General features: G+C 36.1%; 10 protein-coding genes. 1 reads left to right on the top strand and 9 read right to left on the bottom strand.

Annotated elements, in window-relative coordinates:
• Nucleotides 1–390 (bottom strand): VOC family protein, encoded by a 390-nt coding sequence (locus IR022_RS03450; RefSeq protein WP_050711585.1) that lies wholly within the window; start codon nt 388–390, stop codon nt 1–3.
• A gap of 149 nt (nt 391–539) precedes the next feature.
• Here IR022_RS03450 and IR022_RS03445 point away from each other — a divergent pair, with 149 nt between their 5' ends.
• Nucleotides 540–1,109, top strand: coding sequence for a Crp/Fnr family transcriptional regulator (locus tag IR022_RS03445; protein WP_194202595.1), 570 nt, complete (start codon nt 540–542; stop codon nt 1,107–1,109).
• 195 nt (nt 1,110–1,304) lie between these two features.
• Here IR022_RS03445 and IR022_RS03440 read toward each other — a convergent pair whose 3' ends face one another.
• From IR022_RS03440 to IR022_RS03405, 8 genes are all read right to left on the bottom strand, one after another.
• Entirely contained in the window at nt 1,305–4,157 is a 2,853-nt protein-coding gene (locus tag IR022_RS03440; RefSeq protein ID WP_194202594.1) for a substrate-binding domain-containing protein, read from the bottom strand.
• An 88-nt stretch (nt 4,158–4,245) separates the two neighbouring features.
• Nucleotides 4,246–5,127 carry a carbohydrate kinase family protein gene (locus tag IR022_RS03435; protein ID WP_050711578.1) on the bottom strand — a complete coding sequence of 294 codons (882 nt, stop codon included), beginning with the start codon at nt 5,125–5,127 and terminating at the stop codon, nt 4,246–4,248.
• A 31-nt stretch (nt 5,128–5,158) separates the two neighbouring features.
• On the bottom strand, nt 5,159–6,316 hold the full coding sequence (locus IR022_RS03430; protein WP_194202593.1) for an MFS transporter: 1,158 nt from the start codon (nt 6,314–6,316) through the stop codon (nt 5,159–5,161).
• 24 nt (nt 6,317–6,340) lie between these two features.
• Complete coding sequence (locus IR022_RS03425; RefSeq protein WP_194202592.1) at nt 6,341–8,539, bottom strand: GH32 C-terminal domain-containing protein; 2,199 nt, start codon at nt 8,537–8,539, stop codon at nt 6,341–6,343.
• Between the two features lie 26 nt (nt 8,540–8,565).
• Nucleotides 8,566–10,089, bottom strand: coding sequence for a glycoside hydrolase family 32 protein (locus IR022_RS03420; RefSeq protein WP_199330250.1), 1,524 nt, complete (start codon nt 10,087–10,089; stop codon nt 8,566–8,568).
• A 60-nt stretch (nt 10,090–10,149) separates the two neighbouring features.
• Complete coding sequence (locus IR022_RS03415; RefSeq protein ID WP_194202591.1) at nt 10,150–11,529, bottom strand: DUF4960 domain-containing protein; 1,380 nt, start codon at nt 11,527–11,529, stop codon at nt 10,150–10,152.
• Between the two features lie 86 nt (nt 11,530–11,615).
• The gene (locus tag IR022_RS03410; RefSeq protein ID WP_194202590.1) at nt 11,616–13,298 is read right to left on the bottom strand and encodes a RagB/SusD family nutrient uptake outer membrane protein; all 1,683 of its coding nucleotides are present in this window, start codon (nt 13,296–13,298) and stop codon (nt 11,616–11,618) included.
• A 17-nt stretch (nt 13,299–13,315) separates the two neighbouring features.
• On the bottom strand, nt 13,316–16,423 hold the full coding sequence (locus IR022_RS03405) for a SusC/RagA family TonB-linked outer membrane protein (protein ID WP_199330249.1): 3,108 nt from the start codon (nt 16,421–16,423) through the stop codon (nt 13,316–13,318).
• Between the last annotated feature and the right edge of the window lie 467 nt (nt 16,424–16,890).

Genomic DNA, 16,890 nt, shown 5'->3' with positions numbered 1-16,890 from the left:
TTATTCTGCTATTTCTACGTAATTTCCTTCCGGGTCTAATACCACACTTTCATAATAGCCGTCTCCTGTTGTTCTCGGTTCGCTTGCAATCACATATCCATCACCTCTCAAGCGTTCGGTAAGAGCGTTTACCACATCTTTACCACCAACCGAAATAGCAAAATGAGCTAAGCCTTTCATAAAACCTCTACGTTCAGGACTGTCTGGCATATCAGGAATATGCATTAACTCAATTCGAGTCTTACTTTCGCCAAACGACAAGAAGTAAGCAGTGTAGTTTCTCATTGTGTTAATATATTTTTCTCCACAAGTAACTTCGAAATATTTTAGATAGAATTGACGAAGAAGTTCAATATCATCTACCCAAATTGCTAAATGTTCAATTTTCATATTCATATCCATTTATTTTTTTTAGTATATTTAGTTTTCATCTGATGCAAAAATAAATGTAAACAAGTGACCCAAAAATGACCTGCGTCAATTTCGATCAGCACAGTGAAAAATTATTACTTTTGAGACTGATTATACGACTTGTAATAATGGAAATAATAAAAAAAATATTAGATAAATACGATGTAGTTTTTTCTGATGAATCAGTTGAGAAACTCGCATCAATAATGGAAAGAAAAGAATATCAGAAAGAAGAAATAATCTTAGATAGAGACCAAACTTGCCATTTTCTATATATTGTTGAAAAAGGGATGATCCGCCAATTTTATTATAAGGATGGACGAGATATTACAGAACATTTCTCACCTGAAGGCTATGTTGCTACTTGTATAGAAAGCTTAATTCTGAAAGAACCTACTAGCTTATTGGTTGAAGCGATAGAGCCATCGGTAGTTTATCTTCTAGATTATGCAAAATGGGAAACTCTATGTGATGAATACTCCGATATTAATAAACTATATAGACGTATTATAGAATATAAGTTAGTTGTTTCCCAAAGGAAAGCCGATTCTTGGAGATTTGAAAGCTCACGAGAACGTTACGAACGCTTTTGCCAAGAAAACCCAACCATAGCTAGACGTGCATCAATAGCCCATATTGCATCCTATCTTTTGATGAGCCCCGAAACCTTAAGTAGAGTGAGAGCTGGTATTTTGTAATGAATCCAACATAAAGCAAGTAAGTTTATTTTCATATATTCACATAAAAAAAATCCAAAAAGGATGAATGACCTATTGAAAAGTAGATTGAATAACAATCTACTTTTTGTGCTTTTCTGAAGTTTTAATTATTTTTCGGCCCTACCATATAATCGATATAAATATACAGAAATACTGCATCAGTCAAATATTGCACTATTTGCTGATTCTCTCAATATAGCTAGTGGGGCTTTCGTTATAAAACTCTTTAAAACATTTAGTAAAATAAGAAGGGGATGAAAATCCTGCTTCGTAAGCCACTTCTGAGATCGTTTTATCTTTTGAGTTCAACAAATGTTTGGCATATTTTAAACGAATAATACGAATTAACTCATTGGGCGAATAATTCGTCAAAGACTTTATTTTTCTATATAATTGAGATTTAGATAACCCGATACTTTTAGCTACATCATCCAAATTCAGTTCCGAATCAGAAATATGAGATTCTACATAATCTCTAAAACTATCAATGAAGTTTTGCTCGCTTTCAGCCAAGGACGTTTTCTTTGAGTCATTTATTAGACTGTTTCCAAAAGCTTCTTTCATTTTCTGCCTGTTTTCAATCAACTTCCTGACCCGTATATTTAGCAAATTAGCATTAAAGGGTTTGGGTATATAAGCATCTGCACCACTTTCAAAACCTATGACTTTCTGCTCATCCAACGAGCAAGCGGTTAGCAGAATTACAGGTATATGGCTAGTAGAAATATTTTCTTTTAAATAATGACAGACCTCAAAGCCATCTTTTTCGGGCATCATTACATCGCTTATAATGAGGTCGGGAATATACTTCTTTGCTTTTTTAAGCCCTTCAGCTCCATCTTCAGCTTCTATTACGGTGTACTCCTGATTGAGAATATGATACATAAAACTACGCATATCTGCATTATCTTCGATAATAAGTACTAGTGGTTTATCTTCTTTTGAATTGTTTTCGGGTAAAACTTCCTCATCTACAACCATCGAGTCTAACTCTAATCGAGCTTCGGTATAGCCCTTTTCATACGAGATTTGATTATTGTCCGAATAATCATGCTCCTGAGAAAAAGGTAGTAACACATAAAAAGTAGTGCCCTCACCATCTTTACTCTCAACGTATATTTTACCTCTATGAATATCAACTAAAGTACTTGTCAAAGCTAGTCCTATTCCAGTACTACCATCACGAGAATCTAGTTTATAGAAACGATCGAATATATTATGCAATTCTTCCTGAGCAATAAAGGAGCCACTATTAAATACCGAAAGCTTTGCATATTCAACATCTGATATAATCTCTTTTCTTAAGGTTATAACTATTCTACCTCCTGCATTGGAATGTTTGAGAGCATTTGATAACAAATTGAAATATATCTTCTCAACTTTTTCTTTATCAAACCACATCAAAAAGTCAGAATCATCTGCCTCAACTAACAGTTGAATTTGCTTTCTCTTTATAGAATCATAAAAAAGTGGTGTTAAGTCATTTAGGAAAATACTCAAATCATTATGGCTAAAATTAGTCTTCATTTTTCCATTCTCGTAACTTCTGAATTCTATTATCTCAGAAATAAGATGTAACAAACGATTACTATTACGTTTCACCAATGTGAGTAGTTCCCTTTGATCTGTAGTCAATTTATCAGTAGCAAGTAATGCTTCCACAGGACCTAAAATAAGAGACAAGGGTGTCTTAAATTCATGAGAAATATTGGTAAAGAAAACCAATTTAGCATGGGTAGCCTCTTCCAATTGCTTGGATAGAGATATTAGTTGTTCTTTTTGTTCTGTAAGAATTTCTGCCTGACGTTTTATTTCCTCATTTTGTTTTTCCAATTGAGTATTAGCTCTGCTTTTAGCTTTGTAAGCCTTATAGGCTAGAAATAATAGTAACGTAATCAGACATAAAGCAATCAGTGAAATATAAAAAAGAGTACGTTGATTAGAGTATTGGAGCAGACTCTTATCTAAAAGCCTATTCATTTTATCGAACTTGAATTGATGCTCGAATATCTGATTAGTCTGCAATTGTAGCACACGTACATTACTCTTGTCTACAACTGCTGTATAAAGAATATTCTCTTTATCAAAAGATTCTTTGTTTAAAATACGGTTGGCAATATCAATGACCTTATCTCCTCCTGTGGGATAAATAAAGGAAGCATCTATCAACCCCTTTTGAATACTTTCAATACCTCCACCCTCACCAGAGAGTGCGTCTATACCAACAATAAATGGAGACTTCCCACTATATTTCATAGCTGCATTGTGTACACCTAATGCCATAGGATCATTCATCGCAAAAACCAGGTCAATCGACTCATGGTTTTTAAAGACTTCTTCCATTTGCTGTTCTGCTACATTTTTCAAGAAGTCACCCCGTTTTTCAGCTATAATCTTTATACTAGGATATTTTCCGATAGCATCCATAAAGCCTTTGTATCGTTCAGCATCTGCTGTTGATCCTTTCCATCCTCTCATTACTACTACATTTCCTTTTTCTTTCAAGACATCGGAAACATATAAACCAAGCTCATAGGCAAGCTGATAATTATCAGCACCTACATAAGCGGTATAATCATCAGTATCTATTTTTCGGTCTAAAAGAATAACGGGAATACCCGACCTATAAGCTTTCTGTATAATGGGAGTAATTGCTGTGGACTCATTAGGAGAAACAACGAGAAGATCTACACCTGCATCAATAAAAGATTCAATATCTTTTATTTGTTGCTGGGTATCATCTTTTACCGTTTTTATTTGAACTTGCATGTTCTGAAAGAAAGAAGCTTCCCTCAAAATCTCTCCATTAACAGTTTCCCTCCATAAGTCGTCACTACATTGCGAAACACCAACCACATATTGCGACTTCTTATCTAATCGGCATGCAGTTTGGATAATCGAAAGCAAAATACAAATAACTAATAAGGTCTCAGACCTTTTTATTACTTTGGTAAAAAAATAGCCTGAGGTAGTTATAGTTTTAAGATGTAACAATAAATATTTAATACTACTTACTATATTTTTCATGGTCGGAGTATCTCTGGTAGAAGAACAAAAGTAAGAAAAAGCACTATAACCCAACAGCGGTTATAGTGCTTTTAAATATATAGGAAGGTTATTTTCGGAATAACTCCAAATAAGAATCGGCTAGTTTAGGCATGGCACCATGTTGCAAACAAACATAAGCTGAAACTTCAACTGCCAATTGATGAGCATCTTCAATACGCTCACCATGCAGATAAGCGGCAACAAATGCAGCTGTAAAAGAATCGCCTGCGCCTACGGTATCAGCCACATGCACTTTTGGTGTAGGCTGATAAGATGTTTGACGGGGAGTAAATACAAAACTACCATCAGTACCTTTTGTCAATACAAGTATATCTAATTTGTAATCTTCCAGAAGTCTGCCGCAGATTTCTTGCTCATCTCCTTTCCAGCCATACAGATTGGCTACCTTGAGAACTTCCTCATCATTTATTTTCATCATATTCGACATCTCTAAAGATTCGTGTATAATCTCTTTTGAATAGAAATTGAGACGCAGATTAATATCGAATATCTTCAAACTGTCTTCGGGCATAGCAGTAATAAACTTACGGATAGTCTCTCGAGATACACTGTTTCGCTGAGCCAAAGAACCAAAACATACTGTTTGAGTATTCTTTGCCAGATTTTCGGTTCGTGCAGTGAAAGGGATATTATCCCAAGCTACATTCTCACAGATTTCATATTGAGGAACGCCTGCTTTATTTAAAGTTACTTGAACAGTTCCTGTCGGATAGTCAGTTTTTTCCAACAAATAATTCAAGCCTTTCTCTTCGAGGCTCGTAAGAATTTCCTTACCTAACAAGTCGTCACCAATTGCGCTTACAGCATAACCATTGAACCCAAATTGAGAAGCATGGTAAGCAAAGTTGGCAGGTGCACCACCCAGAACTTTTCTTTCGGGAAATACATCCCAAAGGATTTCTCCCAATCCTACTACTATATTTTTCATGTCTAATTTATTATATATCGTAAAGTATTATTTATAACGCTTTTTCTTTCAGCTTGAATGACATCAAAACCAAATAAAGTATACCAATAGCCAATATTAATAAGGCTCCTGTTTGAGAAGATAGTAAATCTGTCATTAAACCCATCAATAGAGGGAAAACTGTTCCTCCGAAAAGTCCCATAATCATAAGTCCCGAAACTTCATTCTTCTTATCAGGCATATACAAAAGTGCCTGAGAAAGAATTATAGGGAATATGTTCGAATTTCCCAAACCTATAAGTGCTATACAAATATAGATCATTGTAAGGTTATGAAACATAAATAATCCGATAATCGCAAGAACCATTAAAGCAACGCTCATCATAAAGAATTTCTTCGCAGAAAAACGAGCCAATACAATAGCTCCTGTAAAGCAACCAATAGTACGGAAAAGGAAATAAACACTAGTCGCATAACCAGCTGCATCGAGAGTCATTCCCAAACGCGCCATTAATATTTTAGGAGCCGTAACGTTAGTACCTACATCTATTCCTACATGGCACATAATCCCAATAAAAGATAAGAGTATAACCTTGTTACCTAACAAAGCAAAACATTGAGCAAAAGTAGAACTTTCGCCCTCTTCATCGGTTTCCGATATGGATGTCATACTCAACAGTAAAGTCGCTAAGATGGCTACTACCATAAAGATAGGAAATAAAAACTTCCAATCGCCTAACGATGCTGCTGCCCATGCTGCAATAATAGGAGCAAGAAAAGATGCTATCGCCTTTACAAACTGACCAAAGGTAAGTGTACTTGCCAGTTTATCGCCAGTGACTATATTGGACAATAATGGATTTAGCGAAACCTGCATCAATGTATTACCAATTCCCAACAATGAGAACGAAACAAGCATAGTGGCATAAGAGTAGCTCACAAAAGGTAATAATAGAGCCAACGATGTTACTGCTAAACTGATAATAACCGTTTTGCGTCTCCCTATCTTATTCATAAGCATGCCAGTTGGAACTGAGAATATCAGAAACCAAAAGAAGACCATAGACGGAAATATATTTGCTTCTGTTTCGGATAGCGAAAAGTCTGCCTTAACATAGTTGGTAGCAATTCCGACTAAATCAACAAATCCCATGGCAAAGAATGCCAGCATAAGAGGGAGTAACTTAATATATATGTTTTTTTCTTTCATTACTTTATTATTAGTGTGTGCGACCTACTTTAATTCATAGATATTAATATTCTCCACTGCTGTATTTCCTTCTGATTCAAAAACCAAAGAATTATAAGGTTCAGATGGGAACATCGTATTTGTTTGTACAAGTTCACCGTCATTTATAAATAATTCAGATGAGGCCTTATCGATAAGTAGCCTTATTCTATAAGTATCTTTTTTTACCAAAGGAGCTTTAATTTCGGCAGATGCAAAATTGTTGCTGAAATCAGATATTCCACTATTCGATCGGTCTACAACTAAGCTTTCTTTTGCTAAATCAAAAATAAACTTGAGATTCTCTCCCTTCTTATTTACCAATTTGAAATTGAAATTAGCAGTTGATTTAATTGTCATTTCGATCTCATAAGCACCTTGATTGTCTTTCAATAAACGATCAATTGTATATGTTTTATCAACTGTAAAATCAGAAACTTTCTCAGTCGTTCTTCTCAATTCGGTAATCTCCTTTACCGGAGCATTAGCTACGACTAGATGCTTTCCGTTATTTACAAGTGTTATCTCACGTGGAATTGTCATCGCATTGCGGAAATTAACGGTAGGTACGTGATTTGTATAATCCCAGTTACTCATCCATCCGATAAATACACGTCTATTGTCAGGAGCATCAGCCCATGTAACACCAGCATAATTATCACGTCCATAATCCAACCAAATAGGATAAGGGAGATCATCTGCTTTAAATGTCTTACCATCAAAACTTCCTATAAAGTATTGTGTGGCACTACCTCCATTAGGTCCTCCGGGATTGATACTTACAAATAATACCCATTTGGTTTGCCCATTATAGGTAAGCGGAAATAAATCAGGGCATTCCCACACCCCGCCATGATCGCCTATACCTTCGCCAAACTCACTGAGTTTACTCCATTCTTTCAGGTTTTTCGACCCGTAAAAAGTAATAGTCTGCGTAGTTGCCAATGACATTATCCATTGATTTGTTGCTTGATGCCAAAAAACTTTAGGATCGCGAAAATCTACAAAGTTAAGATCCGACAATACAGGATTTTTATCGTATTTAGTGAATGTACGTCCATTATCCAAACTGTAAGCAATACTTTGAGTTTGAATACGCCCTGCTGACGTATAAATAGCTACCATTGCATTTTTGCCAAATCCTGCTGTATTATTTTTATCAATTACAGCACTTCCCGAAAATATCGTACCCAATGAATCGGGAGCTATAGCCACAGGCAAATATTCCCATTTCTTCAGATCTTTACTTACCGTATGTCCCCAGTTCATATTTCCCCACATTGATCCGTATGGATTGTGTTGAAAAAACAGATGATATTCACCATTGTGATAAACCATACCATTAGGATCGTTAGTCCATCCATATTGAGGTGAAAAATGATAAAGTGGACGGTATTTTTCATTGTAATCGAAATCGAAAGTATCCGATTGCTTTATTTGAGAGTATCCTATATCCCCGCTCTTTACATGAGCAAATAATAAAGTCAAATCTTGTCCTTTATATTGTTCTACATCTATAGGTACCCAATAATCGATCTTTGTTTGTGCAACACGTATGCTCAAAAGAGGGCTCACCGTTTTGCCATTGGTTTCTAAATAGATTTGAGATTCAGGTCCTTTATCTTCGATTGGTACAAGCAGATATTTTTTGTCTATCTTGAACGATAAGCGATGATCTACCATAATATTGCTTTTTTGAGTGTCACTCATTTCTATTTGATCTACGAGAATATGTCCCCAACCGCCTCTTTGGTTGTCTACAATCTTTATAACGGCTTTCTTTCCCTTATAGTTCTTCACATCCCATGTCATCCAAAGTAAAGACTCAGTCTCTACAATAGATCGCGATACATATACACTTTTTCCTTCAACCAATAACTCAATATAAGTATCGGCATGCATACCACCACCTATCAGGTAATTTATATAATCGCGTTCGACAGTAAATTCAGGAGAGATAAGAGTTCCTCTTGAATCATCGCCTCCATAATAGCTATTAGCTAAACGTTTTCCTTCGAATCCTTTTACCTCTTGCTGACCGGGAAGGCTTCCTTCTGACGGACTTGTACCAAAGGCTTCTCCTTCAACTGTCCAGTTCTTGTAAGAATCAGCCTCGAAATCCTCAACTACAATATCTGATTTTGTTGAACAGCCTATTAAAGTAAGAAGCCCCAAACAAAAAATTGATTTAAAATATATTTTCATAATTTCTATGTATATGTTCTACTTTTTTATTTTGATAAATTCAGATTCGAAAATGTAACTTCTCCATTATCTGAGAATATACCCCAAGGATTCCAACTCATTTTATAGATCCTATTTGTAAATGCAGTTTGATGATTCACATATACCACACAAATAGAATTTTCGACCATTATAGTTACATCAAATTCTTTATTCTCTGGTATATTTAGTTTTACATTATCAATACGTAAAGGATCTTCACCAAATACTCTTCTTTCTAATCTTAATTGTTGTTGTTCTAAGTCGAATACAACCGCATATACTTCTCGGCGATTACCACACGATCCGAATTCGAAACCAAAGCTATTTGATGCTGTAGCCTTCACCTTTGAAGATATTTTGTAAGTACCTTCTTGTCTATCAAAAACTGAGATAGCCTGATCAGCGGAAGCTTTCAATGTAAATGAATTAGATTCAATCTGAGTATTCACAGAACTTGTCATGTTCAAATTTTGAATGCTGGTCAATCTATCATTCAAACCATGAGGGAAAGTCATTGAAATTGTTCCATCTGCATATTGAATAAGTTTGTGAGTAATCAATGAACCTGCCCAATCGAAACCAGTATAATCGCTGTGATTTTCTCTTGTCGGACACCATGCTGTTATATAGCGGTCTGCTCCATCCGATGCAGTTTTTCCCGCATAAAAAGCAATCCCATCTAGCGCACTATTTGTCGGGATAGTCCATGCACCTGTTGTTCCTTTTCTGAACTGATAATGTACTTTACGATCATCAATATTCGAGTAAATCAGATATTGGTAATCTCCCATTGTAAATACATCTGGACATTCAAGCATAAAGGTACTAGGATCGTCATAAAAGGGTTCTATCAGTTTCCAATTTCTTAAATCCGTAGAACTGTACTGAGCAATAACTGCTCTCCATGAACCTTTATAATCGGCACGTGTACTGATCAACATTCTAAAAGTTCCCGAAGGCTCATCTTTAATGATCAGCGGATCCCGAAATTCATTACGATCATAGCCATCCGATGCAGCTAAGAGAAAAGAAGGGTCTTTTGTCCATGTATTTAAATCGGTAGATGTGGCTAACATTATTTTTTCACGAGGGTCAAGATCTCCGTTATGTCCAGTATAGAAACCATAATACACTCCATTATGTTTAAATACACTACCCGTACCCAATGCACGATCTTGTTGTTCAATTGTTCCCGTAGGAACCATTTCCCCATCATCAGTAAATGTTGAAAAGTTCTCCGTAGTTGCCTTATACCAAGGATGAAAAGTAGGAGAGCCATCTCTTGCATCATGAAGATAGAATATATGAAATTTTCCATTTTCATAAAATGGCATAGGATCCCCTACCCATCCTGCAGCAGGTTTAAAAAAGGTTGAATAGGTTCTATGCAAATCATTCACGTTATAGCAAGTAGGCGACCCAGCCTCTGCTGATCTGGGGTCGTTACTTACATAATCCATATTATTATTGCATCCCGTCAAGCCAATCAGGCATAAGGACATACTTAAAAATTTATTCTTGAGTTTCATGGTTTTATAAAATTTGAAAGGTTAAGGTCACAGACCTATTTGGTTTAGTTTTTATAATACTCACTTCAATAGATAGTTGAAAATATTAGATGTCAGTGTTTCGATATTTCCCTTATAAAGATTTACGATAGAGCCATCTTCATTATACCAATCATAGGATTCAACTCCAATACAGATTATTATTCCCGAAGTACCTACTTTAGGATATTCAAACATTACAGAACGTCCTTTCAGTTGATCATCCCAATGATAACTAGCTAAATTAATTGCACCATTCTTAGTAGTCCATAGAGGAATATTATTTGCATAATCGCCCCATTCGAAATTCCAGATTGCATTATGACCTCTCGCTTTTACTCCTTTACCCAATAGGTATACTTTATTATTTATACCAATAGGTTTTTGTAATCCTGCGAATATCGGATGAGATTCATTTCCTGTGAAGCATAATCCCCAATCATCACCTATTGGTGTCGCATCGTTAGTTTCGCCCCACATATTATTTACAGCTTTTCCGTCTTTAGCTATACCCAGTGCCGATACGTACTGAACAGCCCATGAAGAAAAGAAGAATGAACCTCCGTTTTGATAATATGTTTTAAGGCTTGTAACGATTGTTGGCTCTAGAGCCACCGTTGGTAAGGCTTGTGTATTACCGTCGGAATGCCACCAGATAGCTGCAAAACCGTCTAAATCTTTACCGTTTTTAATATCATTAAAAGAGACATATTCAAAGTCAGCCACATTAGCAGCAAACCAGTCATAAGCAGTTTTTTCATCCATATTTTCTATTGCAGAAGCACTGTTTGCAACTCCTAAAAATGCAATAGGTTTTATGTCTACTTTTTCTACAGTAACCACATAAGGGAATGTCTCATTCATGTAAGATATTGTATAAGTTACAGGCTTTGTGAAATCAACCGTTGCTCCTTGTGCAGGAGTTACTGTGGCACCATTTGTAATCGTAAACTCTGGAACTAATTTAGTAACATCCTCTGTTTTAGGATATCTTACATGAACTGTTCTCTTATCATTATCAATTGTACCTTTGTATTTACCGATACTGAAACTCAACATCTCTCCTTTGATATGTGAAGCTACCACCATATAATCTTTATACAGATTACCGTTTGTAACTCTGAATTTTGTAGCCTTCGATAAATCCATAGCTTCATTGCCCGCAGGATTTATAACTGCCCGATCAGATAATGTAATTTTAGGTGTTAACTTTGTCAAATCCGTACCCATGGGTAGTAAAATTTGCACCGTTCCACTCTCATCATTTATAGTTCCATCTACCCCATTTACTGAGAAAGATAATATTCTGACACCTCCCGACAAATCCAAATTCTCCCGATCATCATCGCTGCATGTAATGAACCCCACACAAAGAATCAGGGAAAAGATAAAAGGCAATATTTTATTTATTCTTTTTTTCATTGTATCCTTATTTTAATTTTCATAGTTATAACTAGCTTGGGTTATTTTACAAGCCAAAGCTATAAGAAGGTCTGCAACCTTTACCTTTACCAGCCATAGTTTTGTTTGTATATTCCGTTTACAAAGTTTATTTGCTGTTGAGGAATAGGAATATATTCGTTCTTGTTTTTAGTAAAGTTTCCACTTTTCAAGAAGGGTCGTCTTGACGATTCTGTTTTAAAGAATGAGTTGACTACCTGATCGGTAATACCCCAACGCACCAAATCGAAGAAACGGCTGCCTTCCATAGCAAATTCTAAACGACGTTCCCAACGCAAAGCTTGACGAGCAAAATCAGTTGACCAAGCACAATTCACTCCGGGTTGATAAAGTGACATACTCAATTTGGGAGCATAATCAATCATATCAGTACTACGTTGTGCTCTTTCTCTTATTTGATTGATAAGAGGTAAGGCTTCGTTCGGACGTCCCAATTCTATTAAAGCCTCAGCTCTCATTAAAATAGCATCTGCATAACGAATAATGATTCTGTTTTTAGAGTTTCCATAAAATGGAGCAACATTTACAAAGCAATCGCATGAAGGATCAACATTTTCTTTTAATGAAGCATAATAACCATATACGGTAGGATTACGGTTCCAGCCCTCTTCATAAATCAAATCTTTATTGTATTTGTAAGGAAATCCGGGCATAGCCACAGTGTGAAACAAACGAGGGTCTGCATTATTTGAATTCGAATCATAATTGGTATTATCGAACGAATCGAACATAGGTAATCCCGTTTTATCCGTTTTATAAGCATTCACTAAGTTTTGGCTTGGTTTATGAAAATCGCAACAACCTACACCCATTGGAACAGATAGCACATCACCCCAATTTAATCTACCAAACATAGTTCCATCATCAATTGAATACTGCACCGCGAACAATGATTCTTTACCATTTTGATATGCTCCGGGTAAGAAATTATAGGCAAAGTCATACTCTAATCCATATCCCGAATTAAGAACCTTATCAGTATATTTAAGCACTTCCTCAAGATCGGTACGATTTATTTCAGTTACGTTATTTCGATCATCTTGTCTGTAAGCTTTGTATAGATTTGCTTTCGCCAAATAAGCAGCCGCAGCTATTTTATTAGCACGTCCGACCTGATCTTGTTTGTCTGGAAGCAGATTATATGCTTTCTGAAAATCACTAACAATCCAAGCCCATTGCTCATCATTAGGCAGTTTATTGTCTACTTTATCATATTCGTCAATCGGCAGATCTTCATCCACAAAAGGAATACGCCCGAATACGGTTTTAAGGATAAAATAAAAATGACCTCTAAGGAAATACATTTCACCCATACGTGTATCTCTCAATGGAACATCGTTTGTTGAAACCGTTTTGAGTACACTCAATGCTGTATTGGTTCTCGAAATTGCTTTGTAGCAATAAAACCAAAGTCCATCGGCTTCTCCAAAGTCTGTTTTTATGTTTTGTGCTATTTCATAGAAATGAAATGCACTGATATCATTTTCGTCATTTCCTCCTTTATAGGCATCGTCTGAACGAACATTTCCATAAGGCCACAAACTGAATGGCTTATCATAATGATCGTTCCCTAATGAAGAGTAGGCTGCCGTAACCAAGCCTTCAACCTGATCGGGACCTTTTACCTGCTCATCACTCAATATTCCTTGAGGATCATCATTCAAGAAATCACAGCTCGAAAATATGATTGTTGCTGCAAAAAGTACAGCTATATATTTTATCTTTTTCATTGTTGTATACTGCTAATTTAAAATGAAACATTAAGCCCAAAAGTAAATGTCATCGGAATAGGATATCCCCATGCAGGATTTTCAGGATCTACCCCCGTAAAGCTTTTACTTTTAATGGTCAATAGATTTTGGGCACTTACATAAGTACGCAAATGACTTAATCTTATTTTCTGAACAATATGTTTAGGCAATGTATATCCTAATTGTACATTTCTAAGTTTCAGATAAGAACCATTTTCAACAAAATAAGTAGACATACGTGCCTCGTTATTTGTATCTGTATAAGATAAGCGGGGAATATTAGAGTTAGGATTGGTTATAGGATCCCATGCATCAAGCAATCGCGTACCTTTATTAGATCGTGTGTCTGAAACGCTCCAAAAATCGGTTGCATATTTCACTGTATTTATAACATCCACATTGTGTATCCCTTGAAGAAATATAATAAAGTCGAAATTCTTATACGCAAAATTCAAGTTCAATCCATATGCAAAATCGGGGAATGGATCACCTATCCACGTACGGTCGTCATCATTTATAACACCATCGTTATTTAAATCACGATAACGAATACGCCCTAGATCTTTTCCGTCTTGCTGTGGGTGTCTATCTAGCTCGTCCTGAGTTTTGAAGATTCCATCAGCTACATATCCATAGAAAGAACCTAAGGGACGTCCTAGAATATTATCCCATTTACCATTTCCTCCGTATGAGTTTTTAACTGATTCGGGAAGAAAAGTCACTTGATTTTTATTGGTTGAGATATTTCCTGAAACATCGTAGGTAACCCCACTTGAACCAATTTTGCCTCTATATCCAACTGTGAATTCAAAACCTTTGTTTTCCATACTGGCACCATTGTACCATTTGTTGGCTCCTTCACCTTTTATTGCCGCATAGCCCGGAGAATACAAAATATCTTTGGTGCTTTTCCAATAGTATTCAGCCGAACCATAAAGAGCCTGACCGAAGAATCCAAAATCAAGACCAATATTGGTTTGAGTTGTGGTTTCCCATTTCAAATCAGGGTTTGATAACTGAGAGCGTTTAAATCCTGATGGTAGCAACCCTGCCCCTTTACCATTCAAATCATAGGCTGTTCCCCAAACCGAATCCCAAGTAGGATTTCCTTTGCCATAGTCGGTCACATAAATATCGTATATCGCGGTATTATTAATTTCCTGATTACCATTTTGTCCCCAACCGAAACGCAATTTCAAGTCAGACAAATAATCGCTGGTCGAAGCCATAAAAGCTTCTTGACTTATTCTCCATCCCAGATTGAAAGCTGGGAATGTTCCCCATCTGTTATTCTTTCCAAAACGAGACGAGCCATCTCTACGAACTGTTACCGATGCCAAATATTTATCATCGTAAGCATAGTTTACCTTACCAAAGAAAGACATTAGCGAATATCCGGTAGATATACCTGTACCCTCACTTAATCCTGTACCCAAATCAGGCCACATATAATCAGGAGTTTCTACAGCAAAACCTTCTCTTTTGGCTGAGAAATTGATATCCTCCTGATTGAACATTTCCATACCAACCAATGTTTCGAAACGATTCTTTCCAATTTCGAAGTCATAGGTTGCCGTATTAGACCAAGTCCATTTAGTCCAATGAGCTTGCTCCATCAATGAAGCAGTTCTGTCACTTTCGAGGTATCCCGACTGATAACTATAGGTTAGGCTTCTCTTGTAGAAGTTCCCATAATCTAAACCGAAACTCGAACGGATATTTAGTTTCTTTATGGGTTGCAGATTCACATAAGCATTACCAAACATACGCCAATAACGGTATCTGTTATCTTGATTATCATGAATCAAACGAGCAGGGTTCTGACGGTCAGGTAATCCTGTTATAGGTCCTCCCCATCCTGACCCATCTGCTGTGCGAACCGGAATAAAAGGAACCGCTATCAAGGCCGATTCTATTATTTTATCAGGTTGAGCAACTTCCGAAGTTCTGTTCAAAGTAAAATTTTCTCCAATGGTAAGAATATCACCATACAGTTTGTAATCACTATTCATACGTACTGAAAATCGAGAAAAGTCTGTATATTTTATCAATGCATCATTGCCAAAATGTCCTAAAGAGAAATAATAACTTCCTTTTTCGGTACCATTACTTACTGCTAAGTTATACGATTGTGCTACACCCGTTTTTGTAATCTGATCGAACCAATCGGTATTAGAAGTTCTTAAAGTTCTGTTTTTATCTAAATATTCAGGAAAATAAACGTTTTCCAAGACCCTATTGCCTTGAGCACCTATTCCGTCTTTATAAACAATTCCTAAGTTATTGCTATTAGGATCAACTCCCGAATTTACAGAAGCCTGCCACATTGCCTGTGCATATTCACGAGAATTCAAAACATCAATTTTCGTATTATAATTAGCTACAGATACAAAAGCATCGAAGTCAATTTTGAGAACTCCGGCTTTTCCTCTCTTTGTAGTTATAATGATTACTCCATTTGCAGCTCTCGATCCATAAATACTAGCTGCAGAAGCATCACGAAGCACCTGAATACTTTCTATATCATTAGAATTCAACTCGTGCATACCTGCCTGAGATGGAATTCCATCAATGATATACAATGGATCATTATTATTCAAGGTTCCTATACCACGAATACGTACAGTAGCCGATCCACTTGGATTTCCATCTGCCGTAACTTCCATACCGGCAACCCTACCCTGCAATGCTCTTATAGGATTGTTTTCGGGCTCAGACATCATATCATTTACTTTTACAACTGATACAGCTCCCGTTAGGTCGGCTTTACGTTCAGTACGATATCCAACTGCTACTACTTCATCAAGAATCTTCGAGTCATCAGCCATTAAGACATTGATATCGCGTTTACCGTTTACAGAAACGTTCTGTGTTTTAAATCCGATATAAGTAAATTCTAGAATAGTATCAGGACTGGCTTTCAATGTAAATTGACCATCCAAATCTGTGGTAGTACCAATACTTGCATTCTTCACTTTCACACTGACCCCGATTAAAGGCTCATTGTCTGTTGCAGATTTTACAACTCCTTTTATATCTATATCCTGAGCTTTGATAAAACTACAGAAAGAAAATAGGAGTAGTATTAAGAAAAGGTTTCTCATACTCATTTTTCATTTTTGGTATTAAATTAATAAACGTACTTGTTAACAAAGGTCTCGGACCTATTTATTGCTTAGGTAAGTATAAGATTAGAACTGACAGCTATAATTAGATAATATAGCATTCAATACTTACCATTACTTACAAGCACAAAGAACTAGCTTTGAAATCTTCCTACCTATAAAAATTAGGTCAAAAACATGTATAAATAAAGCATGTACAATTAAGGAACAAGCATAAACAAATGATAAACAGATACATAAACTTATTATTTAAAAATAGCAACTAACAATCGTTGCTATACATGGTTGGACAAACAACATGGCGAGATCATGAAAAAATCAGATACCTAACTACGTGACGTGAATACTTTCTTTATTACAGATACTTCTAATTATTCCTTTTAGGAGTAGTAATACTCACACAGAAAAAAGAGAAAGTGATTGGGGTAGAAGTTCTAAATAAACTA

Source organism: Dysgonomonas sp. GY617, from assembly GCF_015233815.1.
Classification (GTDB): domain Bacteria; phylum Bacteroidota; class Bacteroidia; order Bacteroidales; family Dysgonomonadaceae; genus Dysgonomonas_A.
The sequence above is the reverse complement of the archived record's forward strand: the minus strand, read 5'-3'. Positions and strand labels throughout refer to the sequence as shown.

Coding starts and splice junctions, on each gene's coding strand:
- IR022_RS03450 (WP_050711585.1), bottom strand. CDS start 390: ATGAAAATTGAACATTTAGCAATTTGGGTAGATGATATTGAACTTCTT.
- IR022_RS03445 (WP_194202595.1), top strand. CDS start 540: ATGGAAATAATAAAAAAAATATTAGATAAATACGATGTAGTTTTTTCT.
- IR022_RS03440 (WP_194202594.1), bottom strand. CDS start 4,157: ATGAAAAATATAGTAAGTAGTATTAAATATTTATTGTTACATCTTAAA.
- IR022_RS03435 (WP_050711578.1), bottom strand. CDS start 5,127: ATGAAAAATATAGTAGTAGGATTGGGAGAAATCCTTTGGGATGTATTT.
- IR022_RS03430 (WP_194202593.1), bottom strand. CDS start 6,316: ATGAAAGAAAAAAACATATATATTAAGTTACTCCCTCTTATGCTGGCA.
- IR022_RS03425 (WP_194202592.1), bottom strand. CDS start 8,539: ATGAAAATATATTTTAAATCAATTTTTTGTTTGGGGCTTCTTACTTTA.
- IR022_RS03420 (WP_199330250.1), bottom strand. CDS start 10,089: ATGAAACTCAAGAATAAATTTTTAAGTATGTCCTTATGCCTGATTGGC.
- IR022_RS03415 (WP_194202591.1), bottom strand. CDS start 11,529: ATGAAAAAAAGAATAAATAAAATATTGCCTTTTATCTTTTCCCTGATT.
- IR022_RS03410 (WP_194202590.1), bottom strand. CDS start 13,298: ATGAAAAAGATAAAATATATAGCTGTACTTTTTGCAGCAACAATCATA.
- IR022_RS03405 (WP_199330249.1), bottom strand. CDS start 16,423: ATGAGAAACCTTTTCTTAATACTACTCCTATTTTCTTTCTGTAGTTTT.